A 23,805-nucleotide genomic window follows, 5' to 3' on the forward strand; every position below is an offset into this window, starting at 1 on the left:
TTTTCAAAATGAAGTCAAGATTTAAGTGGTTGGCTACCTTGGTTGCCTTATTCACTTGTTTAGGCATTGGGGCTAATTTTAGCCTGAATGAAGTTAGTGCCAAAAAGGACGGCGGTACGCTCAAAGTCGCCATGGAAGCTAATTATCAGCCGTACAATTGGACACAGACTAATAATGCCAACGGTGCTGTGCCAATTGAGGGCTCAAAAGAATACGCCAATGGTTATGATGTCAAGATTGCTAAAATCCTTGGGCAAAAATTACACAGAAAAGTCGAAGTTGTTAAGACTGAATGGGACGGTTTACTTCCTGCTTTAACCAGTGGTAAAGCCGATTTAATTATTGCCGGCATGAGCCCAACAGCTGAACGTGAAAAAGCCATTAATTTCTCTCAGCCATATAGAAACAGTACTTTTGTGGTAATTACCAAACTTAACAGCAGATACGCCAACGCTAAAAAGCTGACTGACTTTAAGGGTGCAAAATTAACAGCGCAACAAGGTACTTTCCACTATGATTTAATCAAGCAGTTAAAAGGTGCTAAGAGACAACCGGCTATGCGCGATTTTGCGGCAATGCGGCAAAGTTTAATCTCCGGCACCATTGATGGCTATGTTGCCGAAGACACTGAATCAACTTCCTTTAAGATGGTTGATCCTGACATTAAGTCAATTCCTGTCAGCAAAATGGCTGGTTTTCATGCTACTAAGGAAGAATCTGTTACCTCAATCGGAATTGCCAAGCCTAACAAGGCTCTACTAAAGAGTGTCAACCAAATTTTAGCTACTATTCCTCAAGCAAAAAGGGTTAGGTTAATGACTGAAGCTGTGAAGCAGCAGCCTAAAACTGATAGTGATAAAAAAGGTAAAAAGGCTAAGTCAGAACCTTGGTTAGTATCTATGTGGCGCCAATATGGCGGCATGATTTTAAACGGTATCGGTATGACCTTACTTTTGGCTTCAGTTGGTACTATTGCAGGTTTCTTTATCGGTTTGGCCGTTGGTATTGTGAGAACTATTCCTACACCAACTACCAGTGGTAAAAGATGGCTGCTCAAGTTTGTCAACTGGCTGCTTTCGGTTTATATTGAGATTTTCCGGGGTACGCCAATGATGGTGCAAGCAGCTGTGATTTACTATGGTATTGCCCAATTCTGGCACCTGAATATTGACAGAACGGTCGCCGCACTAATCATTGTTTCGATCAACACTGGAGCGTATTTAGCAGAAATCATCCGCGGCGGAATTATTTCTACACCCGAAGGTCAGTTTGAAGCAGCCAGTGCGTTAGGAATGACCCACAACCAGAGAATGTGGCATATTATTCTGCCACAAGCAATCAAGAATTGTCTTCCTTCAATTACTAATGAATTTATCGTTAATATCAAAGATACCTCAGTTTTGAGTATCATCTCCGTATCAGAGTTGTTCTTTGTTGGTTCAACTATTGCGAGTCAGACATTTAAGTTCTTCCCAACTTACCTGACAATTTCTGCTATCTACCTCATCTTGACCTTTACCATTACCAGAATATTCAACTTAATTGAAAAACACCTCCAAGGAAGTAAGAATTACAACTTAATGGCAAACCAAGTTCAAGTAGGCACACCAAAAGACATGGAGGCTAAGAACTAATGACTGAAACAAACGAAACTATTTTAAGTTTAAAGCACATCAAGAAAACATTTGGTGAACACCAAGTTTTAAAAGATATCTCTTTTGACATTAATAAAGGTGAAATTGCCACCATTATCGGTCCTTCAGGTGGCGGTAAATCAACTACTTTGCGCTGTATCAATCTGCTTGAAGAACCTACTGCCGGTGAAGTTGATTTTCATGGTGAAAATGTTTTGGCACCAAACTACAATCGTAATATTTATCGTGCTAAAGTCGGCATGGTTTTCCAACAATTTGACTTGTTTGAAAATAAGAATGTTTTAGCTAATTGTATGGTAGGTCAAGAGTTAGTATTAAAACGGTCAAAAGACGAGGCGCGTAAAATTGCGCTTGCTAATCTGAAAAAGGTAGGTATGGAGCAATACGTTAATGCTCGTCCCAGCCAACTTTCAGGTGGACAACAACAACGGGTTGCGATTGCCCGGGCAATCTGCATGGATCCTGAAATTTTGTTATTTGATGAGCCTACTAGTGCTTTGGATCCAGAAATGGTCGGTGAAGTTTTAAGCGTCATGAAGAATCTGGCTACTACTGGTTTAACGATGATTATCGTAACCCACGAAATGGCGTTTGCGAAGGAGATTTCCGACCAAATGTTTTTCATTAGCGATGGCGTAATTACTGAACAAGGCACGCCAGATCAATTATTCAATCACCCGCAAAATGAAAAAACCGTCAAGTTTTTGAGTAATTTTCAGAATAATTAATAAGGCCTAATTAAATATAAAAAAGCTGGCAAATCTACGTGATTTGCCAGTTTTTTAGTTTGCTTGTGGCTCTAAAAGTCCAATAATTTCCTGATTAAATTTAGTTGGCTCCTCCCACTGCGGGAAATGACCGGAATGGTCAAACCAAATTATATTGCACGGACTAGTAATTTTAGCAGCATATTCTGCAGTCAATTGCGAGGACACATGGTGGTCATGCCTGCCCTCACAGAAGGTGATGGGAACGGCAAAATGCAGGATATTTTCAAAATTAACGTCCATCAGTTCTTCCCAAAAATATTGAATTGATTGCTTCGATCCCTGCAAGCGATGAATTAAGTCTTTAAAAGAATAATCTTTAGCAGATATAAAAGGACCAATTAATTTGCGGTAGTTTTTAGCGCCGTAGATTGAGCCGCCATAAGCCACAATCATTTTAGTTAATTTGAGACTGGCTTTAGTTGGTTCATGGACAAAATCAAGTTGGTCAAGTTTGGCAGTGTTTTTCATTTTTGTTCGTAAAAAAGCTTTTTGTAAAGCAATATTCTTTTTCATATTAACGACTTGACCAATTCCGATATATTCCGTAACCAGCTCTGGATACTTTTGAATAAAATAGAGTCCTAAAACTGTGCCCCAAGAATGACCCATAATAATCAATTTATCTTGTTTTAACCGTTTTAATAAATAAAGCACAAACTGATGAATATCTGCCAAGATGGTATTAATGGACAAGTTTTCTTCAGGTGAAAATTTGTAATACGATAGTCCGCTGCCCCTTTGTTCCAGATTGACAAAGATAAAATGATCTTCTAGTTCGCTATTAAATTTTTTAGTCAGGGGGATGCAGGCATCACCCGGTCCACCATGCAAATATAAAATGATTGGTTTCCGGCCTTGCTTTGAACTAATTGAAAAATAAAGTTTAGTGCCGTTAATTTCTACGTTTTCTATTACTGATGTACTACTCATTTTTTGCCTATATTCATATAATCTCTTGTTATTATGCATACACTGCTACTTTATTTAAGTATATTATTAATGCAGCTAACTTGTAAATTGCAAATTATGTTTACAAGACTAACGCAATTTTTATCAAAAAGTCTGACGAACTTTACGCTAGAAAAAAGTACCAAGCAGTATAGTTGCCTGGTACTCAAATCTTGTTAAATTTTACTCATTTTTACCTTCAGCTTGGTAAAATTTAGCCCGATTAATTAAATAGTCAAATAAAAGCACACAGATTAGATTTAAGACAATAATTAAGAGTATCAATAATGGGTGATCTTCTTGCTCATCTGTCATATTCAATAAATATAAAGTTTCAAAACTAATAGGTGCACCTTGTAATGCCATAAAATAAAATAAATCATTTTCGACTTGCTTAGTAAATGTTTCTTCTTTTACTTCAAAGCAAGCTGTAGCAATTATTGTTATGACGAACGCACTAATTGACCATATTAAGTTAAAATTCGGCTTATTGGAGAAAAAAAGCGTTATTCCAAATGGACACAACAATAGTAAAGCAGCTCTTGCTAATTTCATTTTCATCTTATTTCCCACAGCCTTTCTTTTTTGATTTATTTTAATTATTTTATTATTTATAATTATAAATGAAATGTGGTATTAATCAAAGGCTCTATTAGTCACTGCAGTTGTTCCGTCAGAAAAATCAGCTATTACATCTGTTTTAGATTGGTCAAAAATCAGCTTAATTTATCTCTAATTAAAAATTTTACAATTTAATATTTATGTACTAACCTATAAGTAATTATTATCATTGATATAAATAAAAGTTTAAATTATAACTGTTTCTTGTATCTGTGAAAAATTTAATATTGCTTTGTGCATAATAAATCTTGGCAATATCATGATTGGAGCTATTAATAATGACCAAAAAACAGACTAAGATGAAAGAACAACTGTTATCAGATCATCTATATAAAGTTGTATGGCTTATTGCATTAGGCGAATTCTTGTTGGTTTTAATCCTACCGTTTTTCAAATCTCTTGGTTTAAGCGTTGGCGCTTTGGGTCTCCTACTATCAGCTTTGTCAGATGTATTGACAACATTTTTTCAACACAAACATATTACCTTTATTATAAGTTTGGTTTTGGGTTGGCTATTAGCTCTAATAATTAGTGTTATTCTGTTTTTTTACATTATGTGGGCTTCAGGCAACATGGTTTTCGTCAAATAATGAATTTAAATAAATATTGCCACAGAAAAGAAAGAGCACAAAAACAGGCAAACCACTTAAATTGTGGTTTGCCCGCTTTTTAGTTGATGCTCAAATAGCAGTGTCCCGGAAATTAAAACCAATGAGGCTAGACTTTAAAAGCTGCGCGCTAATCATCGTATTCTTTGTGCCATTCTTTAATCTGCTCCAGCCTCTTTTTAAAGCGGTCTTCATGACCCTGCGAGGTTGGCAAATAATATTCGTGTCCTTCTAAACTCGGTGGCATAGTTTTCATTGTCGTTAACTTGTCTTTAGCATAATGCGCGAGCTGGTAACCTTTACCATAGCCCAAATCTTTCATTAACTTAGTCGGAGCATTGCGAATCTGCAAAGGTACTGGTTCATCAATCGTCTTCTTAACATCTTCTTCAGCAGCTAGTCTAGCCTTATAAACCGCGTTTGATTTCGGCGCAAGCGATAAATAAATCACTGCTTCCGTCAAATGCACATCACATTCCGGCATCCCTATAAATTGACAAGCCTGAAAGACGTTGACCGCTACATTCAGCGCATTAGTATCTGCCAAGCCAATATCTTCACTGGCAAAGCGCACTAGTCTGCGTGCTATATAAAGCGGATCTTCTCCCCCTTCAAGCATCCGCGACAGCCAATAAATTGCCGCGTCCACATCGCTGTTACGCATTGATTTATGCAAAGCGGAGATGATATTGTAGTGTTCTTCTCCGTCTTTATCATACAGGACCGACTTTTGGGTGATTAATTGTTCAAGACTATCCATAGTCACAGCAATCGTATTGCCAGTTTTATGACCGTTTAAAACTGCCATCTCCAGCGTATTTAAAGCAGTCCGAGCATCACCGTTGGCAAATTTGGCAATGGCTTTAATCTCCTGCTCACTGATTTTGACGGTTAACTTGCCAAAACCGTTAGGGTTGTGCAAAGCGTTTTGCAATAACTTAATGATATCTTTGACTTCAAGAGGTTTTAAGACAAAAACCTTGCAGCGTGAAAGCAGCGCCGAGTTAACTTCAAAGGAAGGATTTTCGGTCGTAGCACCAATTAAAATGATACTGCCACGTTCAACGTAGGGTAAAAAAGCATCTTGTTGTGCTTTATTAAAACGATGGATTTCATCTACAAATACCAGCGTTTTTTGCCCCACTTCGTGTTCAGCTTCTGCCTGCTTCATAATTTTGCGAATTTTAGTAATGCTGCTGTCAACCGCACTAAAATTAAAAAAGCTCGCTTGACTCTGCCGGGCAATTATTTCAGCCAAAGTCGTTTTACCGACTCCCGGTGGTCCCCAAAAAATCATTGAGGAAACCTGGTCATTATCAATGATTTCGCGCAAAATTTTTCCCGGTCCCAGCAGCTGTTCTTGTCCTACAAACTGATCTAGATTTTGGGGACGTACGCGGTTAGCCAAAGGTTCATTTTGCCCACTGTTTGCAAATAATGATTCTTGCTTCATCATTACATCTTCTTTATTTACTTCTTAACACTTACTAGCCTAATTATACAAGTATTTGTCCGCTAGCAAAAATAAATGAACATCTGTTTGCTCTGATTTTAATAACTAGTTTACGTTATAATTATATTAGGTACAAAATCACATATAATGAGGTGAAAATATGAATTTTTTCAAGAAAGTTGGCATTGGCTTAACAGCCCTGGCCCTATCCACCACTCTATTTTTGCCATATACCGCTAACCTCCAAACAGTAGAAGCTGCTCAGAAAGCCAAAGGAAAAGTCACGCTGCTTGAGAGCGATTATGTTTACAACCCGTCAGGCCATAAAATAAAATTGAAGCAAAATCGGGGTACACATAGCTATAACATTCCTAACGGCTTTAGCGCTGATCCCAAAGGCTATTTGATTACAGAAATGATAGTTTATGATGATGACAGTAGAACCAGTTATCCCTACTACGGCACTAAAAAAATTAACGGACAAAAATTTTACCACTTGGGGCATAACTATTACATTAATAGTGCTAATGTTTTAAAAGTCAATGGGCGCAATATCACACAAGGCAAATTGACTATCAAACACGATGCACTGATTTACACCAAGACTGGCAAAACAACGGGAAAGAAACTAAGAACTAATACAGTTGTTAAGTACCAGGGAAAAGCTAAGACTGCTACTAAAACACCCAAATATTTTTACTACCTTAAGGATGTCGCAAGGTACTTCCAGCCCAAATACGTACCTGCCCACAAAATAAAAGGAAAATATTTTTACTCCTTAGGACATAACAGTTACATTAAAGCAGCTAACGTCGGCTATATTAACGGTCACATTGCTCGCTATAACGGTGTTTCGTCAGCGACTGTTCTTAAGAACACCGCCAACATAACGGTAAATTATTCTGCCGTTAAACGTAAACTGAAAAAAGGACAGAAGATTAAACTTGATTTAACTGTTATTCCTTACCAAAATGATGGCTTTGAGGGTTATCTTTACAGACTGCACGACTATCCGGATGAATATGTTGATGAAAACGATGTTAAATTGAAAAAGAATTTGCCTATCATTGACTATCGCGACTTAGTTTATACTTACGTTACGCCAGTGACAGACAACAGCGTTGAACTTTATGACACATCTGGCAAGACAATTGGTAAACGTATTATAAAGCCGCAATACAGTAATCTAACAGTTGATGGCTTAATGTATCTCTGGGTACCTGAGGAAAATAAGGCGGAACTGTTTTATCATTGTTTAAATTACAGTGACGCTAGTGTGATTGATGCCAACCAACCAAACTCGGTGCCAAATTCAGAGCCAACTTACCCTGCAAAAAAGCAAGCATTAATCTATGGCAATAACTTTATTAAGGTGAACGATGTGAAATACGTCAGTGGGTTAAAGCTAAAAGCACTGAATACGATTGAGCAGGCTGAAAATGGGCAAAAGATTGCGACAGGAGCTGATAAGCAGAAACTACTCACACTTTTTAATGAAGGAAAAGATCTAGCACAAAATAGCGCTTATCATAATCTCATGTCTAATTATGATTGCGCCTTAAGAAACGCTTCTGCTATTTTAAGGTCTGATAAGGCAACTGTCACACAGGTAGATGAAGCTGTTTGGTATGTTAAAACCGCTAAAAAGCAGCTGACAACTATGTCTACTCCGCCGGGTGATTAAATGTCTACTAGTCAGAGCAATATTAGTTTTACAAAAATAGTCCAAGCAAATATAATAGACAATATGTAGAGCCTGGCAAAAACGAGACTATCAGTTTGATGCTGATTCATTAGCTACTAATTATTAAAAAACAGCTATCAACTGACAAAAAGTTGTGATAGGCTTAGTAATAAAGGTTATTGAAATCAAATTTAAAGGAGTAAACTAAAGTGAAATTACATAAAAATATTATTGTTGCAGCTGTCGCGGGTATTACCGTTTTAGCGCCAATTATTAGTCAAACTTCAGCTGTTTTAGCAGATGTGGCTGCAACTAATCAAACAAATACTAATACCAACACTAATACAAATAATCCAGATACAAGTGCAACAGATAAAACTGAAACTCCTGTAGCTGAACCAATTTCGCAACCTATCCAAGATAATGATCCCGAACCTAAGACCAATATCCACAAAACTAAGAAAACTTGGTCAAAACGCCATCAGAAAGCAAATAATTATTTCAATAAGAATGTCAAGAAGGGCCAAAAGTTAACGAATAAGACTAAAAAATTAGCCTTTTACAAAAAGGTCTTGAAGCATTTTAAAAATTATAAGACTAAGTATGCCAAGACTTTCAAGAATTATCTTAACGCTGAAATTAAGTGGTTAAACAGACAGATTAAATTGGAAAATGTTCCTACTACTAAACCATCAGGTGATTTGAAGCCACAACCTGTGCAAAAGCCAAAGAAAGCAAAAGCACCTAAACAGCATGTTGGATGGAGTGATGTTGTAGAATATGGTGATTATTTATACGATTATCACTATTACAAGAAACATCCACAGGTTGATACATCATTAATTAAAAGCGATATTAAAGCTTTGAAGAAACGAGGGTATAAATTTAATTCTAATCTATCTGATAGAGGCCATGAAGCACATAACAAGAAACTGGCAATTCGTGACGCTGAACTTATTAATAAAGGCAAATTAAAATAATCTTCAGTGCCCTCACTAATAAAACAAAAGACTAATTCGCAGTTAAAGCGAACTAGTCTTTTTTATATTATTTAAGTTTGAACCCTTTAGGCAGCTGCGGCTTTTTGCCATTATACATGACATAAGTTTCCTTGGGACTCTTTTTAGCCGAATGGTTATACAGTTTTAGCAATTGTTTTGCAGTATATTTTTTGCCTTTAGGTTTTCTAATTGTCCCTTTACCCACTGCTTGGATATGTTTAAAACCTTTGCCTACTCCCGAACTCTTACGTAAGCGGTAATGCCCAAGTTTGACAACAAAACCTTTAGGATTGCCAGCGTTGAGCAAAATCTGACTGTTATGAATGTTAAAATAGCTTAAATCAACTCCAACTAATTTTTTATCGTTTTCAAACATTATAGTTGAAGATTTTAATTTCGGTAAATGCCAGCCACTTAAATTCACATACATCAGATTAGTACAATCATTAAACATCCCAGTCGTACTAGTAACATTAGTCATTCTGAAATGCGAAAGATCTATGCTAACCAAACTCTTATTATCAGCAAACATATAAGTCATGTCTTTAACATTCTCAGTATTCCAGCCATCCAGGTTCAAATTGGTTAAAGAATAATCTCCAGTAAACATCCCCCACATGGTGGTAACTTTAGCAGTATTTAAATGACTTAAATCTAGACTTTCTATATTAGGATCTTCCGCAAACATTTCCCGCATATTGGTTACATTTGATGTATCTAAATGATTCAAACTTATACTTTTTAAATTAGGATTTTTCGCAAACATTTCCCGCATATTAGTTGCATTTGACGTATCTAAATGATTCAAATTTATACTCTTTAGATTAGGATTTTTCGCAAACATTCCTCTCATGTTTTTAACATTATGAGTATCAAGTTTGGCTAGATTTAATTGCTCTAGCTGTGAAAAGCCTTCGAACATGTATGACATGTTTGTGACATTCGCCGTATGCAATTTGCTCAAGTCAACATCCGTTAAATTAGGGCAGTCAGCAAACATATACGACATATCTGTTACCTTATTGGTGTCCCAATTGTCTAAAACTAATTTTGTTATTTTGCTTGAAGCAAACATATTTGACATCTTAATAACATTACTGGTATCTAATGAACTAAGATCCAGAGTCTTTACCCCAGTTGTTCCTGAGAACATGTATTCCATGTCTGTAACTTTACTAGTATTGAGTTTGGCAAAATCTAAATTAGAAATATCAGCCCGCTCAAACATTCCTGACATATCATTCACATTGCTTGTATCAAGGTCAGCAAAATTAAGATTTTGAAGTTTGGTTAGACTAAACATATTACTCATTTCAGTAACGCGACTGGTGTTAAAACTACTCAAGTTAATGCTTTTGGCAGTGCAGCCATTAAACATATAATCCATTTTAGTGACATTGCTAGTATTAAAACTGCTCAAATCTAGCGTTGATAGTCCTGTAGACTCAAACATTCTACTCATATCAGTTACTTTATCAGTTTGAAAGTGACTTAAATCAAGCTCAGTCAGAGCCTGATCCATATCAAACAAGCCACTCATGTCAGTGACTTCACTGGTGTCAACTAAGTCCAGTCCCTTAATGTCTTTCAAATTATTTAGCTCGCTAAACTTATATTTTGAATCTGCAGGAAGTTTTACGGGGGAGGCAAAAACAATATGGGTAATATTATTCCCCCAACTCCATTCTTCATTAAACGGGCGACTCGAAAGAGTGCTATTTTTCTGAGTTCCTTTAATTGTCAGGGTTCTGGTAACAATATCATAATTCCAGCTGCAGTCACCATCTTTGCCTGACCAAATACCTGGTATTTCTTGAATATCATTATTCACTTGATCGCTAGCATCAGGTTTATTAGTTGCAGCAGAAACCGGCTTAACAGCAGCTGCCATTAAGTTCAGACCACAAAAAGCAAGACTGCTGCTAATACCAACTTTTTTAACTAAACTTAAAATTTGTCTTGAATGGTTATGATTCATTATCATGACCTCCTTTTCATTAACTTAATTATAAGCCGTTTCAAACCCAAAATATAATTTTCCTAGTTGTTAAAAATAATGAAAGCCAGGCAAATCCATTAAATTCACCAGATAAAATAAATTTGAGTTTCATTTTGGGTTACGATAACATTAAATTATAAGCTCATCTTTGTAAGGTCATAATTTGTGAGGTCATAATATGAAACGCTTTAAGAAAATTTGTATTGGACTAACAGCCTTATTATTAACTGCTGGTCCATTATTGCCAAATATCACCAATTCCCAAACAGTAGAAGCTGCTCAAAAAGCCAAAGGAGAAGTTACGCTGCTTAAAAACGATTATGTTTACAATCCGTCAGGTCATAAAATAAAATTGAATATTTCTCACGGCTTTACCGTTCCTGAAGGTTTTAGCGCTGATTCCAAGGGCTACGTGATTACTGACATGGAAATTGATGAATACAGCGATGGCAGAACCAGTTATTCCTACTACGGCACTAAAAAAATTAACGGGCAAAAATTTTACAACCTTGGACATAACTATTACGTTAAAAATGCCGATATTTTAGAAGTAAAAGGTCATAATATTAAAAAAGGCAAACTAGTATTAAGTCACAATTCATTGATTTACACCAAGACTGGCAAAGCAACTGGTAAGAAATTAAGAACTGATGCAATTGTCAAGTATCAAGGAAAAGCTAAGACTGCTACTAAAACACCCAAATACTTTTATTATCTTAATGATTTAGACAGATACTTCAAGCCCAGATATATACCTACTCATAAAATTAAAGGGAAATATTATTACTCTTTAGGACATAATCGCTACATTAAGGCAGCTAATGTCGGCTACATTAACGGTCACATTGCTCGCTACAATGGTGTTTCGTCAGCGACTGTCCTTAGGAACACCTCCAGCACAACGGTAAATTATTCTGCTGCAAAGCGGAAACTGAAAAAAGGACAAAAGATTAAACTTGATTTAACTGTTATTCCATACGAAATTGATGGCTTTGAGGGTTATATATACAGATTGCACGATCACCCAGATGAATATGTTTCAGAATACGAAGTTAAACTGAAAAGGAACCTGCCTATTATTGATTACAGTGACTTAGTCTACACTTATGTCACCCCATTAGCAGGCAACAGCGTTGAACTTTATGATACTTCCGGTAAGGCAACTGGCAAGCATATCATGAAGCCGACACATAGTAATCTGACGGTTGATGGCTTAATGTACTTGTGGATTCCTGAGAAAAACAAGGCGGAACTGTTTTATCACTGTCTAAATTACAGCGATACTAATGTGATTGATGACAAGCAACCAAATCCGATACCAGATCAAGATTCAGTAACCCACAGTAATAACCAAAAATTAAACTATGGCAATAACTTTATCAAAGTCAGCGATGTTAAATACGTCAGCGGGTTAAAGCTGAAAGCACTTAATACGATTGAGCAGGCCAAAAATGATCAAAGAATTGCAACGACTGCTGACAAGCAAGAATTACTAGCACTTTTTAATGAGGGCAAAGATTTAGATCAAAACGCTAAATATGATACGGATCTAATGAATAATTATGATAGCTCCTTAAGTAATGCCTCTGCCATAATAAGATCTGATAAGGCAACTATCGCCCAAGTTGCTGAAGCTGTCTGGTATGTTAAAACTGCTAAAGAGCAACTGACAACCATGTCTGTTCCTCAGGGCGATTAAATCTTTTAGACTAATAGAAAAAAGCTAATTCGTTTTTAATAACGAATTAGCTTTTTTGTCTTATCTATTTAAGTTTGAACCCTTCAGGCAGCTGGGGCTTTTTGCCATTATACATAACATAAGTTTCTTTAGGACTCTTTTTAGCCGAATGATTATACAGTTTTAGCAATTGTTTTTCCGTATATTTTTTGCCCCGAGGCTTGGTAATTGTGCCTTTGCCAACAGCTTGGATATGTTTAAAACCTTGACCTACTCCTGAACTCTTACGTAAGCAGTAATGCCCGAGTTTGACAACAAAGCCTTTGGGATTGCCAGCATTTTTCAAAATCTGACTATTATGAATATTAAAATGACTTAAATCAACTCCAGCGAGCTTCTGATCATTAGTAAACATTTCCGTTGAATCATACATTTTTGGTAACCGCCAGCCACGCAGATCAACAAAAACAAGATTATCACAGTCCATAAACATTTCGCTGACCCTAGTAACTTGGCGTGTATCCCAAGTATGCAGGTCAAGCTGCTCCAGACTTTTTGCACCTTTAAACATCCTAAGCATATCAGTAACTTTGCTGGTATTAAAGTGCCTCAAGTCAATGTCTTTTAGACTGCTGTCGCCACTGAACATTGAATTCATCCAGCGTACATTCTTGGTATTCCAGCCCGTTAAATTGAGTTTAACCAAAGAACTGTCTCCAGAAAACAGCGAGATCATATTAGTAACGTTGCTGGTATCAAAACTACTTAAATCCAAACTAGTAACAGCCGGATTGTCTGCGAACATTTCTCTCATATCTTTAACTTTACTCGTATCAAAGTGACTGAAATTTAGCTGATCCAAGTGAGCGAATTTTGCAAACATCCCCGCCATATCTGTAACATTACCAGTATTAAAGCCACTTAAGTCAAGTTTAGTTAAGTTAGAACACCCTTGAAACATATTTTTCATACTGGTAACTTTTTTGGTGTCCCAATTAGCCAAGTTTAAGTGAATAACTTTACTGCCCGAAAACATTTCCGCCATATTAGTCACTTGACTGGTAGCAAAATTACTCAGATCAAGACTTGACAAATTTTGGGTACTGGAAAACATATCGGACATATTATTAACTTTTCTGGTATCAAAGTGCTTAAGATTTAGTTCAGGAACTTTTATTCCAGCAAACATACCAGCCATGTTAGTGACATTACTAGTATCAAAATTAGCCAGATTAAGTTCTGCCACATCGCTATCCGCAAACATCTCTGCCATATTGGTCACTCGGCTGGTAGCAAAACTACTCAGATTAAGACGTCGCATCGGACTGTTTCTAAACATACCACTCATATTAGTGACTTTGCTGGTATTAAAACTGCTCAAATCTACTTCTGTTAAGGCTGTGTTGTCAAACATTCGTTCCATGCTAGTCACTTGGCTGGTATCAAAGTGACTAACATCAGCTTTAGTTAGTGCTTTGTCATTAGTAAAAAGCAAAGCCATATTTGTCACTTGACTAGTATCAACTTTGTCGAGACCTGTAATATCCTCCAAATACTCAAGACCGGCAAACTTTTCTGCCGAATTCGGAGCCATTTGAATCGGTGTTTCAAACACAATATGCTCAATATTACCAGACCATTTAAACTGCTTTAAAAATGGTGTGCTGGATAATTGACTGCTCCTTTGCGCGCCACTAATCCGCAGGGTTCTGGTAATAACGTCGTATTTCCACGTGCAGCTGCCATCAGTGCCAGTCCACAGACCGGCATCAGATGGCAAACCTGTCGCACTAATTGGGACAACAGCATGAGTTTCTGTTGCAGCAGCAACATTTAAATTGGTGTGCAACGTTACGAATAAACCTAATGCCATTGCTGCCATGCCTGCGCCTGTCTTTTTTAACTTGATTAAATTAGGTAATTTCATCTTGACACCTCTTTTCTCTTACCCTAATTATACGGGTATTTTACTTAAAACTAATTAATAATTTAAAACTTAAGTTAAACTTTGCCAGACTATTATTCTTTTACTGTAAGACATGTATTACTACCCCTATATTAGGTTATAATAAATTTAGTAGAAAGGATTAGTAAGGAGGTAAATCATGAAACTTACCAAAAAAATCTGTTTGGCGATCACGGCTTTGGCATTGGTCGTCACACCTTTTTTAGCAAATTGCAATCAAATACATACAGTTGCAGCTGCCAAAAGCAGTAAAAAGACCGCAAAGGGTAAAATCACGTTAATCTATGATGCCCATCTTTATAATAAATATGGTCATAAAATTAAAAACAAGAACAAATATCTGCCTTATGCTGAAGATGATGCCAATGGCTATAAGTACATTCCAGGATTTAATGCAGATGTTATGCAATATTACGGCACCAAAATAATTAATGGACAAAAATTCTATAATATTGGTGATGGTTGCTACATTAGTATGGCGGATATTAAAGAAGTCAATGGTAAGAACAGCAAAAAGGGCAAATTGGTTTTATTACAGAAATCAGCTGTATATACTAAAACCGGTAACAGGAGTGGTTATACTTTACCTAAGCGCGCTATTGTTAAGTATCAGGGCAAAGTTAAACAAGTTAAGTCAAAGCCGAAATACTATTATAGTAAATACTTTAAATCAGATAACGATGAGCACTTTTTCTACCTTCCTCTTACAAAAATTAAAGGGAAAAATTATTATGCTATTGGTAAAAATCGCTATGTCAAAGCCTATAATGTGGCAAGCTTAGATGGTTATCCTCTAACTTACAATGGGGTTACAACTGCCACGGTCTTAAAAAAGACAGCAACTCAAACTATCAAAAATAAGACAACAAAACATGTTTTAAAAAAGGGGCAGAAAATAAAAGTTGATTTGGCTGTTGAACCTTGGGCGGAAGACTTTGAAGGCTATATTTTTCGTCTGCATGATCATCCTGACGAGTACATATATGAAAGCTACATCAATTTAAGAAACTATTTGCCAACTTCTGATTATCTTGCTCAAGTTTGCAGTTATGTGAAATCAAAGAAGACTGCAAACATTAAGTTGTATGATGTCACAGGCAACCCTGTTGGAGTTAGCTTTAATGCTGCGGAGCTGTCCATCTTCAATGTTGACGGCTTGTTCTATATTTGGAATGCAATAACAAATAAGGCTGAATTGTATTACCATCTTTTAAGCAGCAGCTTTAACAAAAAAGACCTTCTCAATAATGACGGTACTCAATTAAGCAGTCCTAAGTCAGACTCTCAGAATGCTGGGAACACTTTAACTACCGCTGAAAAAATAATTTCCGTTAACAGTTTCGTCAAAGCCAGCGACGTAAAATTTTATGACGGTATAAAGCTTTCGCCTTTAAATAAACCTGCAGAAGCGGAGCAAAAACAAAAGATAGCAACTGATAGCGATAAAGCACAGCTACAAAAAGCCTTTGATTCTGGGCAGCAAATTGGTAACGGCAGTGGCCGCCATGTTGGACTTTTGCTTAGTTACGACTATGCTTTAGTTAACGCAGCTGTTGCTTTAAGATCAGCAAAAGCAACTTTGGCACAAGTAGACCAAGCAAACTGGTTATTAGAAACCACTAAAACCCAGATAGATACTTTGTACTTCGAAGATTTTAGTTAAAGTTTGCTGGAAAGCCAAATTAAAAAGGTTTAGTTCTGAAATGAACTAATCCTTTTATTTTACTAAAGATTAAAAATGAAATGATTTTGGCAGCTGTGGTTTTTTACCATTATACATGACATAAGTTTCTTTAGGGCTCTTTTTGGCAGAATGATTATACAGCTTGAATAATTGCTTTGCAGTATATTTTTTGCCTTTTGGATTTCTAATTGTTCCTTTGCCTACAGCCTGAATATGCTTAAATCCTTGACCTACACCTGAACTCTTACGCAAACGGTAATGGCCCAGTTTCACAGCAAACCCTTTAGGATTACCAGCTTCCAGTAATATTTGACTATTATGAATATTAAAATGACTAAGATCCACACCGATCAGGTTTTTATCGTGATAAAACATTTGCGTTGAATCTTCTAACTTGGGCATTTTCCACCCGTGTAAGTTGACATAAGTTAGATTAGGACAATCCATGAACATTCTAGCCGTCGCATATACTTTACTCGTGTTCCAGTCATGCAGGTCTACAGTTTCCAACTTGGTATCATTTCTGAATAAATCAATCATACTGGAAACATTTTTGGTGTTCAGCTTGCCTAAATCGACATTAACTAAATTTTTATCATTCCTAAACATGTTGCCCATATCCGTTAAACTCTTTGGGTTCCAACCCTTTAAATTTACTTCAGATAAAGCCGTACACTTTCTAAACATATTGAAAGTGCGCGTAACTTTGCGAACATCAAAATGACTGACATCAATTTTCTTAACATTAGAGACATTTTCGAACATACCAACCATGGAAATGACATTGCGTGTGTCTAATTTATTTAAGTCCAGTTGATCAAGATGATTAAAACCGGTAAACATCCCAGTCATATCTTTGACTTTACTGGTGTTCAAATTATCCAAATCGAAATCAGTTAGGCTATTCATATTTTTAAACATATACTGAGTATCTGTTAAGTTGCGGGTATCCCAGCCAGTGGTATTTACCTTTACTAAATCAGGCGCGTCCGCAAACATATAGGCCATTGTGGTCACATTTTGGGTATTAAAATTGCTTAAATCAAGACTGGTTACTTTTTTAAGCTTTTCAAACATACCATTCATTTTAGTAACATTGTGGGTGTCAAAATTACTTAAGTCTAAATCAGTTAGGCTGTCATTTGCGAACATCCCACTCATATTTGTTACATTTTGCGTATTAAAGTTTTTAAGATTAAGTTGTGTGACCTTAGCTTCCGCAAACATGTTAGCCATATTAGTTACATTACTGGTATCAAAGTGGTCTAAGTCCAGTTGAGTAACAACTGTATAGGTAAACATATTTCCCATATCGGTTACGTTGGATGTATTAAAATTCTTAATATCTAACTGCTTGGCTTTTGTGGATTCAAACATGCCGTTCATGTTTACTACATTTTTGGTATCAAAGTGACTGACATCTAGTTCGGTCGTTTTTAGACCCAAAAACATTTGACTCATATCGGTTACCCGGCTAGTATCAAAATGGCTGACATCAAGACTGGTTAAGTTCGAATCGTCAGAAAACAACTTCGACATATTAGTTACGTTGCTGGTATCAACTTTGTCTATACCTTTGATATCTTGCAGTGAACTTAATTGAGCAAATTTTTCTTTTGAGTCCGGTGCCATTTGAATCGGAGCTTCAAAAACAATATGTTCGATATTCCCAGCCCATTTGAATTCTTTAGTAAAAGGCGTACTTGACAGTTGTGCTCCCTTAGTACCGCTAATAGTCAGAGTATCGGTAAGAACGTCATATTTCCAAGTGCAACTGCCATCTGTGCCAGTCCAAAAGCCTAGCTGATTATTGACAGTGCTGGTTGCAGTCGGTGTTGTTTTTGCAGTTTGATCGTTAGCAGCAGGTGCAGCAGAAGCTGCCAAAACATTCTGGACTAGATTAGCGCCACTCATCATGCCCAAGACTGCGGCAGCCATACTGATCCCCAATTTTGCTAAAATATTTTGCTTGAATTTAGTTGACTTCATTTTTTAACCTCCCTTTTTCCTTAACTTCATTGTAAGCCTTTTAAAAGTTAAATAATATCTTCTTTTTTGTTTAATTGCGCTAGTTTCCAGCCAGTCATAAAGTGCTGCTCGCGTAAAGAACGCAAGTCAGAATAATCGCTCTCCAAGCTATCAATTGCATCCTGCAATTTTTTGTTTTGCTTACGGATCTGGTCAAGTTCAGGATCATTAACAACGCCTTTTAGGTGCATTTTAGCGGCTAATTCCCGTCGTCTTTCCTCAAATTCACCCTTCAAAGTAGCAAGAGCGTCTTCATATTTGACCAGTTTTTGGTTAACTTCAGGAATTTCATTATTTAAACTGACAAACAATTTATACGGCATGTTGGACTTGATGCGATTGCATTCCGTGCAGGATAAAATCAGATTATCAAAATCATTATTATGTGAGAGTGAAACCGGGTCTTTGTGATCGACGCTACGTCCACGTCTGCCGCAATATTGGCAGCGATAATGGTATTTAGCACGAATACGCTCACGGTCAATGTAATCCACTTCATTTAGTTTAAAGTCGACAGTTAATCCTAATTTACTCAGATTTTCGGCAAAAGTAAATTCGCTGCTGGGCACAAAATCAGTTTGACCCGTCTCGCTGTCAATTACTGCCTGGTTAAAATCATGTGCTGATAGTTGCTGCTGAGCTAATTCATTGCCGTCATAATCCTGAATAAAAGCCTCATAGCGCTTACGTAGGTCATTTTTGGCAATTAAAAGCGCGGGGCTTTCTGAATCATCATCTTTTCCTACAAAAGTAAACAGTAGGCATTGTGCAAAGACTTTTACCGCAATATTGGCAAAATTCTCCGGCGCTTCTCCTCTTTGGATACACAGATCGCAAATACTGGTTAATTTAGGGTTAAGCAAGCCTGTTTGTTTATAATGTTTGGCATTTATGCGCAAACCGCACGCACTGCATTGAAACTTCACTTTTAAGTATTCTCCTTAAAGCAAAAAGTAATTACTTCAATTTAATTTTACTCAATTTAGAGTAATAAAAAAAGGTGGACGAAAGCTTCATCCACCCTTTAGTCTTAATTAAAAACAGACTATTTATTTTCGTCTGCTTTGGCCTTGTTCAAGAAAGCAACAACTGCTGCTACGTGCGCAACACGCTTTTTGCCGTTTCTCTTGTTCTTAGGTCTTTGGTTTGGCTCACAACCAGTGTTGTAATTCTCACCTTTACGCATAGTACTATACTTCCTTTCAAGATTTTCGAAAATCTTATATAGTTTACCACTTAAGCTAGAATGAAGCAAGATGCGCTTTTTGAGTGTGACTTTTTGGTTTGAGCAAAAAAGCGGCCTCAATGAGACCGCTAAAAAATTAGGTGATTTTTAATTAGATATTATTAGTTTATTACACTAATTATTTGCACTGACAGTCATAGCTGCATCAATTACACCACTGTCATCAGCTAAACTAATAGCTGCATTTTTTTCATCAACAACCAAGTTGTTGCCTAAATATTGCATTTCTGCAGGACTAGTGTATAAATCCAAGCCGGCATTATTTTCAACTTTAATTGAAAATTCCGGATCTTGCTTATCCAAAACTACAAATTGAAAACGAGTACCGGCAGCACAGCTGCCAGCAATGTTAGAATATTTGTTAGAACCGTCATTTAATGAAAGTAAAACAACTTGTCCATCTTTCACACTTTTTCTAATCTTATCAGCAGCACTTGATTTAACATTCATTTTTACTGATTCGGAATCACTCATTTTAATATTTCCTCCTAAACCTTAGCAATTTTCTCAAGTATAGGATATATTAAGTTATAGTGTCAAAAAATATGTTTATAGTAAAAGAGCATTTTCAATATGAAAATTTATTATTGCGAATACGAGGAAAAAAGGTCAAAATGTATATAGCGATTATAGATGATTGTAACTTGTGAAAGGGGACATTTTATGACCGTCTTGAAAAAGGTTTTTAGTGATAAAATCCTGCAGATTACTTTTGTAATAACGATTATCAGTCTTTTTTTTGCTAGACCGCGGCTTGAAGATATCAACCTTCATACAATATTTTCAGTTGCCGCGATGCTAATCATTATTCAAATATACGCCTACCTGCACGTGTTAGACGTGTTGGCGTATAAATTGACCAGTATTGCCGACAATATGCAGAAACTAAACATTTTGTTTACACTCTTAGCAATTATTGCTGGGATGTTTCTCGGCAATGACATAACAGCGCTTACATTAATTCCCTTGTATTTGAATATCGCCAAAAGATGTAATTTGCCTCAAATCTTGCCCGTTACCCTAATTGGTATGGGGGCAAATATTGGTGCTGCTTTTACACCGTGGGGTAATCCTCACAATATTTTTTTGGTCAGCAAATATTCTGTTAACGCCCTGCAGTTTTTCTCATGGTCATTGCCATATCTATTAATGGCGCTGATCATCACGTTTATTATTTTTCACTTCATTCCTCGTAAAGAAATTCCGCGGCAAGACATTAAACAAATTAATATTAGTTTAAGACCGACAATCATTACGACTGCGGTTTTTGCCCTATTTTTCTTAGGGGTCTTTAAGGTAATTAACGTTGCCATTCCGATGATTGTGGCAATTATACTGGCTTTATTAATCAATCCCAGAATTTTACTTAAAGTAGACTTTGCTCTGCTATTAACTTTTACCTGCTTTTTTATTTTTATTAGTGATATTCAACAGATTCCGATGATTGTCAGTATCATTCACACAATGATCAATTCGGAAAGCTCGACCTACTTTACCTCGATTATCTCCAGTCAAATTATCAGCAATGTTCCTGCAACTATTTTAGTTGGTAAGTTTACGCCATACGCGGAGGCATTATTTCTCGGCTCCAATATCGGCGGCTTTGGCTCTCCAATCGGTTCAATGGCTAACATGCTGGTATTAAAAACATTTACCCAAAACGCCACAGTTTCAAGAGGAGAATTCTTCAAGAAATGGTCCGTAATGCAGTTTATTGGTCTGCTGGTTCTAACTGTTGCCGGCTGGGGTCTTTTATTAATTTAATAATAAATAATATCAGTAAAGCTTTGCTAATGAGAGATAGCATAAGCTTCTTTTTTATATTCAAAAGCTTCATAATCAGTTATAATTGATTGATATAAATTAAGGAGGAAAATTATGATCAGTTTAACTTGGATAATTGTAATAATTGCTATTTTATTAGTTATAGTTTACATTGCAGTATACAACGGTTTACAAAAAGCCAAGGTTTACACCGATGAGTCTTGGAGCCAGATCGACGTACAATTGAAGCGGCGTAATGATCTAATCCCTAACTTGGTCGAAACTACTAAAGGTTACGCTAAACACGAAAAAGAAACTTTAGAAAACGTTGTTCATTTGCGTAACCAGTTAACAAATATTCCTAGCGATGACCATGCTCAAACTCTGAAGGTTTCTAACCAAATTTCCGATGCCCTTAAGTCAATTTTTGCTTTATCAGAAAATTATCCTGATCTTAAAGCAAATCAAAACTTTTTGAAATTGCAAGAAGAATTAACTAACACTGAAAACAAGATTGCTTATTCCAGACAACTGTACAATTCATCAGCTGCCTTATATGATCAAAAACTTTTAACTTTCCCATCCAACATAGTTGCTCATATTCACGGCTTTAAGAAAGTTGATTACTTACAAACTAACGAGTCGGAAAAAGAAGTACCTAAAGTTAAATTTTAAATACTAGGTTATTTTTATGTTATTTCAACAAATTGCCAGCAATAAGCGTAAGACCGTTGGTATTATGGGTCTGTTTGTTATTATTTTGGCACTTGTAGGGGCAGGCTTAGGCTATCTTTTTAGTGATCGACCCGTCCTAGGGTTAGTTATTGCCGTCATTTTTAGTATCATTTATATGCTAATTGTCTTGCCTAACCCAGCCAACATGGTAATGAGTCTTAATCATGCCCAAGAAGTCCATGAGCAGGATAATCCAGAACTTTGGCACGTTGTAGAGGACATGGCACTTGTGGGACAGGTGCCGATGCCGCGTGTATTTATTATTGCCGATCCTAGTCCCAATGCCTTTGCGACAGGACGTGATCCTAACCATTCTGCTGTAGCAGTGACACAAGGCTTGCTTGACATGATGAACCGCGAAGAACTTGAGGGCGTCTTAGGTCATGAAATTTCTCATATTAGAAATTATGACATTCTGGTTTCTACTATTGCTGCAGTCTTGGTTGGCGTCATTTCATATTTATCGGGAATTGCCAGCCGCTACATCTGGTGGATTGACGATGATAGAGATAGAGACGACAACAACGGCGGTTCTATTGTTGTGATTTTCAAAGTTATAGCTATTTTGTTTGTGTTAATTCTGGGTCCGATCTGTGCCAGCTTAGCGCAAATGGCATTATCGCGTAATCGGGAATACTTGGCTGACGCTTCGTCAGTTGAATTAACGCGCAATCCTCAAGGATTAATTTCGGCGCTAGAGAAAATTGACGGTTCTGCACCAATGAAAAAAGCCGATCCGAGCAGTGCGGGAATGTATATTGAGGATCCATTACGCAAAAGACGCAGTTTTACGCATTTATTTGACAGTCATCCGCCGACAGCGGATAGAATTAAACGCTTGGAAAAAATGTAATAAATAAAGCAGCCTTTTCTAGTAAGGCTGCTTTTATTTTAAGTTGATATTTGCTTGTCGAAATAGTTCTGCACGCATCTGCACGGGCGTTTCATGGTAATATTCACTAAATTTTTTATAAAAGAATGATTTGCCGCTATAACCTACACGGGTAATTATTTCCTTAACAGAGATATCCGGGCGTGCCAGCAAACTTCGCGCTTCCTGCATACGTCTTTCATCAACATGTTCCATAAAACTTTTGCCCGTTTTTTGTTTAACCAAACTTGAAAAATAATTGGGGTTAAAGCCAAAATACTTGGCTGCATCATTAAGGCTGACATCAGTGAAATGAGCATCAATATACTGCTCTAACTCGGTTTGAGCAAACTGATGATTAGTAATCAACCTAGTTTCAGCAGCTAAGTCTTGGCTTCTAATTGCTAAAAATAAGAGCAAATTAAGTTCTGCCATAATTATGTTGCGTGCAAAAAGATTTTGATTGAGATATTCATCAATTACTTTTTTAACTAGATGAGCGGATTTAGACATTGGCGTGCCGCTCATACTTAATAAGCGTTTCTGATCAAAAGCTGTAGTAATTTTTTTAAGTAGACCCTTTTCTTCACGATTCAGTTTTGAGTAATCACCTAGAAAATCTTGCATAGTTAAATTAGGGTCAAATTCAAGTTTAACTAAAATATCTTTATGGCTTGGTTTTAAAATCTCGTAGTTGCATTTCTTCTGTAAAAAAATAATATTACCAGCACCCAAAGTAAGTTCCTGAGCGTTAATCCTGGTTTTGACTGCTCCTTTTGCCAAATAAAGAATGGTTAAGCCTGTAGTTTGATAACGATGTATCCCAGTATTACGATTTTCCAAAAAAGCACTGAATAAATTAAAATCTTCATTTCCCGGCTTTATTCTTATCTCATTTGTGTCCGACTTTTTTGAGTCCAAGACACTAGCCAAATATTGTTCTAACTTAACTGCCGCCATTACGTCACCTTCTTGTTTTATTTTTTATTTTCATAAATTTATTATATAGCAAATTGGCAGATTGCTAATAAATTTTTGTTATTTCACAATTATTACAGGCCGTTAAAAGCAAGACTAATCAGTCTAGACAATAA

The 23,805-nt window shown here is 36.5% G+C and carries 20 protein-coding genes; 10 read left to right on the top strand and 10 right to left on the bottom strand.

The window, feature by feature from the left end; translation table 11 throughout:
• Positions 1–8 precede the first annotated feature (8 nt).
• Positions 9–1,634 (top strand): ABC transporter substrate-binding protein/permease, encoded by a 1,626-nt coding sequence (locus H3T47_RS00990; protein ID WP_199282241.1) that lies wholly within the window; start codon positions 9–11, stop codon positions 1,632–1,634.
• Positions 1,634–2,383: an amino acid ABC transporter ATP-binding protein gene (locus tag H3T47_RS00995; protein ID WP_038520816.1), complete on the top strand. Its 750-nt coding sequence runs from the start codon at positions 1,634–1,636 to the stop codon at positions 2,381–2,383. The genes H3T47_RS00990 and H3T47_RS00995 overlap by 1 nt, the downstream gene beginning before the upstream one ends.
• 54 nt (positions 2,384–2,437) lie before the next feature.
• Here the strand turns inward: H3T47_RS00995 and H3T47_RS01000 are convergent, their stop codons facing one another.
• Together H3T47_RS01000 and H3T47_RS01005 are read right to left on the bottom strand one after the other, a co-directional pair.
• Complete coding sequence (locus tag H3T47_RS01000) at positions 2,438–3,355, bottom strand: alpha/beta fold hydrolase (RefSeq protein WP_199282242.1); 918 nt, start codon at positions 3,353–3,355, stop codon at positions 2,438–2,440.
• 201 nt (positions 3,356–3,556) lie between these two features.
• Positions 3,557–3,928, bottom strand: a complete 372-nt coding sequence (locus H3T47_RS01005; protein ID WP_199282243.1) for a hypothetical protein — start codon at positions 3,926–3,928, stop codon at positions 3,557–3,559.
• Between the two features lie 344 nt (positions 3,929–4,272).
• Here H3T47_RS01005 and H3T47_RS01010 point away from each other — a divergent pair, with 344 nt between their 5' ends.
• Positions 4,273–4,584, top strand: a complete 312-nt coding sequence (locus H3T47_RS01010; RefSeq protein ID WP_199282244.1) for a hypothetical protein — start codon at positions 4,273–4,275, stop codon at positions 4,582–4,584.
• 148 nt (positions 4,585–4,732) lie between these two features.
• Here the strand turns inward: H3T47_RS01010 and H3T47_RS01015 are convergent, their stop codons facing one another.
• On the bottom strand, positions 4,733–6,055 hold the full coding sequence (locus H3T47_RS01015; RefSeq protein WP_199282286.1) for a replication-associated recombination protein A: 1,323 nt from the start codon (positions 6,053–6,055) through the stop codon (positions 4,733–4,735).
• 160 nt (positions 6,056–6,215) lie between these two features.
• On the opposite strand from H3T47_RS01015, the gene H3T47_RS01020 reads away from it, so the two are divergent.
• A complete protein-coding gene (locus tag H3T47_RS01020) occupies positions 6,216–7,739 on the top strand; it encodes an SLAP domain-containing protein (RefSeq protein WP_199282245.1) in 1,524 nt (507 codons plus the stop codon).
• A gap of 209 nt (positions 7,740–7,948) precedes the next feature.
• Positions 7,949–8,719 carry a hypothetical protein gene (locus H3T47_RS01025; protein WP_199282246.1) on the top strand — a complete coding sequence of 257 codons (771 nt, stop codon included), beginning with the start codon at positions 7,949–7,951 and terminating at the stop codon, positions 8,717–8,719.
• Between the two features lie 67 nt (positions 8,720–8,786).
• Here H3T47_RS01025 and H3T47_RS01030 read toward each other — a convergent pair whose 3' ends face one another.
• Positions 8,787–10,718, bottom strand: coding sequence for a BspA family leucine-rich repeat surface protein (locus H3T47_RS01030; protein ID WP_199282247.1), 1,932 nt, complete (start codon positions 10,716–10,718; stop codon positions 8,787–8,789).
• 199 nt (positions 10,719–10,917) lie between these two features.
• Here H3T47_RS01030 and H3T47_RS01035 point away from each other — a divergent pair, with 199 nt between their 5' ends.
• Positions 10,918–12,438: an SLAP domain-containing protein gene (locus tag H3T47_RS01035; protein WP_122051798.1), complete on the top strand. Its 1,521-nt coding sequence runs from the start codon at positions 10,918–10,920 to the stop codon at positions 12,436–12,438.
• A 64-nt stretch (positions 12,439–12,502) separates the two neighbouring features.
• Here H3T47_RS01035 and H3T47_RS01040 read toward each other — a convergent pair whose 3' ends face one another.
• On the bottom strand, positions 12,503–14,344 hold the full coding sequence (locus H3T47_RS01040; protein WP_199282248.1) for a BspA family leucine-rich repeat surface protein: 1,842 nt from the start codon (positions 14,342–14,344) through the stop codon (positions 12,503–12,505).
• A 178-nt stretch (positions 14,345–14,522) separates the two neighbouring features.
• Here H3T47_RS01040 and H3T47_RS01045 point away from each other — a divergent pair, with 178 nt between their 5' ends.
• Complete coding sequence (locus tag H3T47_RS01045; protein ID WP_199282249.1) at positions 14,523–16,046, top strand: SLAP domain-containing protein; 1,524 nt, start codon at positions 14,523–14,525, stop codon at positions 16,044–16,046.
• A 69-nt stretch (positions 16,047–16,115) separates the two neighbouring features.
• On the opposite strand, the gene H3T47_RS01050 is transcribed toward H3T47_RS01045, so the two are convergent.
• From H3T47_RS01050 to H3T47_RS01065, 4 genes are all read right to left on the bottom strand, one after another.
• A complete protein-coding gene (locus H3T47_RS01050) occupies positions 16,116–18,056 on the bottom strand; it encodes a BspA family leucine-rich repeat surface protein (RefSeq protein WP_199282250.1) in 1,941 nt (646 codons plus the stop codon).
• Positions 18,057–18,103: 47 nt separating this feature from the next.
• On the bottom strand, positions 18,104–19,021 hold the full coding sequence (locus H3T47_RS01055) for an HNH endonuclease (protein WP_199282251.1): 918 nt from the start codon (positions 19,019–19,021) through the stop codon (positions 18,104–18,106).
• 119 nt (positions 19,022–19,140) lie between these two features.
• Positions 19,141–19,281 carry a hypothetical protein gene (locus H3T47_RS01060; RefSeq protein WP_109917899.1) on the bottom strand — a complete coding sequence of 47 codons (141 nt, stop codon included), beginning with the start codon at positions 19,279–19,281 and terminating at the stop codon, positions 19,141–19,143.
• A gap of 174 nt (positions 19,282–19,455) precedes the next feature.
• Entirely contained in the window at positions 19,456–19,815 is a 360-nt protein-coding gene (locus H3T47_RS01065) for an iron-sulfur cluster biosynthesis family protein (RefSeq protein ID WP_046326584.1), read from the bottom strand.
• Between the two features lie 189 nt (positions 19,816–20,004).
• Here H3T47_RS01065 and H3T47_RS01070 point away from each other — a divergent pair, with 189 nt between their 5' ends.
• The 3 genes from H3T47_RS01070 to htpX all read left to right on the top strand — a co-directional run bounded on the left by H3T47_RS01070 (position 20,005) and on the right by htpX (position 22,693).
• Positions 20,005–21,105, top strand: a complete 1,101-nt coding sequence (locus H3T47_RS01070; RefSeq protein ID WP_038520791.1) for an SLC13 family permease — start codon at positions 20,005–20,007, stop codon at positions 21,103–21,105.
• A gap of 114 nt (positions 21,106–21,219) precedes the next feature.
• Positions 21,220–21,780, top strand: coding sequence for a LemA family protein (locus H3T47_RS01075; RefSeq protein ID WP_038520788.1), 561 nt, complete (start codon positions 21,220–21,222; stop codon positions 21,778–21,780).
• Between the two features lie 16 nt (positions 21,781–21,796).
• Entirely contained in the window at positions 21,797–22,693 is an 897-nt protein-coding gene (gene htpX, locus H3T47_RS01080) for a zinc metalloprotease HtpX (protein ID WP_199282252.1), read from the top strand.
• 33 nt (positions 22,694–22,726) lie between these two features.
• Here the strand turns inward: htpX and H3T47_RS01085 are convergent, their stop codons facing one another.
• Positions 22,727–23,671 (bottom strand): AraC family transcriptional regulator, encoded by a 945-nt coding sequence (locus H3T47_RS01085; RefSeq protein ID WP_199282253.1) that lies wholly within the window; start codon positions 23,669–23,671, stop codon positions 22,727–22,729.
• Positions 23,672–23,805: the final 134 nt, after the last annotated feature.

It is taken from the genome of Lactobacillus sp. W8093 (genome assembly GCF_016100925.1).
In the GTDB taxonomy this organism is placed as follows: domain Bacteria; phylum Bacillota; class Bacilli; order Lactobacillales; family Lactobacillaceae; genus Lactobacillus; species Lactobacillus helsingborgensis.

Bases quoted from the DNA above. Each gene is read 5' to 3' on its own strand.
- H3T47_RS01065 (WP_046326584.1), bottom strand. From the start codon at position 19,815: ATGAGTGATTCCGAATCAGTAAAAATGAATGTTAAATCAAGTGCTGCT.
- htpX (WP_199282252.1), top strand. From the start codon at position 21,797: ATGTTATTTCAACAAATTGCCAGCAATAAGCGTAAGACCGTTGGTATT.
- H3T47_RS01030 (WP_199282247.1), bottom strand. From the start codon at position 10,718: ATGAATCATAACCATTCAAGACAAATTTTAAGTTTAGTTAAAAAAGTT.
- H3T47_RS01005 (WP_199282243.1), bottom strand. From the start codon at position 3,928: ATGAAATTAGCAAGAGCTGCTTTACTATTGTTGTGTCCATTTGGAATA.
- H3T47_RS00995 (WP_038520816.1), top strand. From the start codon at position 1,634: ATGACTGAAACAAACGAAACTATTTTAAGTTTAAAGCACATCAAGAAA.
- H3T47_RS01060 (WP_109917899.1), bottom strand. From the start codon at position 19,281: ATGCGTAAAGGTGAGAATTACAACACTGGTTGTGAGCCAAACCAAAGA.
- H3T47_RS01010 (WP_199282244.1), top strand. From the start codon at position 4,273: ATGACCAAAAAACAGACTAAGATGAAAGAACAACTGTTATCAGATCAT.
- H3T47_RS01015 (WP_199282286.1), bottom strand. From the start codon at position 6,055: ATGAAGCAAGAATCATTATTTGCAAACAGTGGGCAAAATGAACCTTTG.
- H3T47_RS01040 (WP_199282248.1), bottom strand. From the start codon at position 14,344: ATGAAATTACCTAATTTAATCAAGTTAAAAAAGACAGGCGCAGGCATG.
- H3T47_RS01020 (WP_199282245.1), top strand. From the start codon at position 6,216: ATGAATTTTTTCAAGAAAGTTGGCATTGGCTTAACAGCCCTGGCCCTA.
- H3T47_RS01050 (WP_199282250.1), bottom strand. From the start codon at position 18,056: ATGAAGTCAACTAAATTCAAGCAAAATATTTTAGCAAAATTGGGGATC.
- H3T47_RS01070 (WP_038520791.1), top strand. From the start codon at position 20,005: ATGACCGTCTTGAAAAAGGTTTTTAGTGATAAAATCCTGCAGATTACT.
- H3T47_RS01035 (WP_122051798.1), top strand. From the start codon at position 10,918: ATGAAACGCTTTAAGAAAATTTGTATTGGACTAACAGCCTTATTATTA.
- H3T47_RS00990 (WP_199282241.1), top strand. From the start codon at position 9: ATGAAGTCAAGATTTAAGTGGTTGGCTACCTTGGTTGCCTTATTCACT.
- H3T47_RS01085 (WP_199282253.1), bottom strand. From the start codon at position 23,671: ATGGCGGCAGTTAAGTTAGAACAATATTTGGCTAGTGTCTTGGACTCA.
- H3T47_RS01075 (WP_038520788.1), top strand. From the start codon at position 21,220: ATGATCAGTTTAACTTGGATAATTGTAATAATTGCTATTTTATTAGTT.
- H3T47_RS01045 (WP_199282249.1), top strand. From the start codon at position 14,523: ATGAAACTTACCAAAAAAATCTGTTTGGCGATCACGGCTTTGGCATTG.
- H3T47_RS01000 (WP_199282242.1), bottom strand. From the start codon at position 3,355: ATGAGTAGTACATCAGTAATAGAAAACGTAGAAATTAACGGCACTAAA.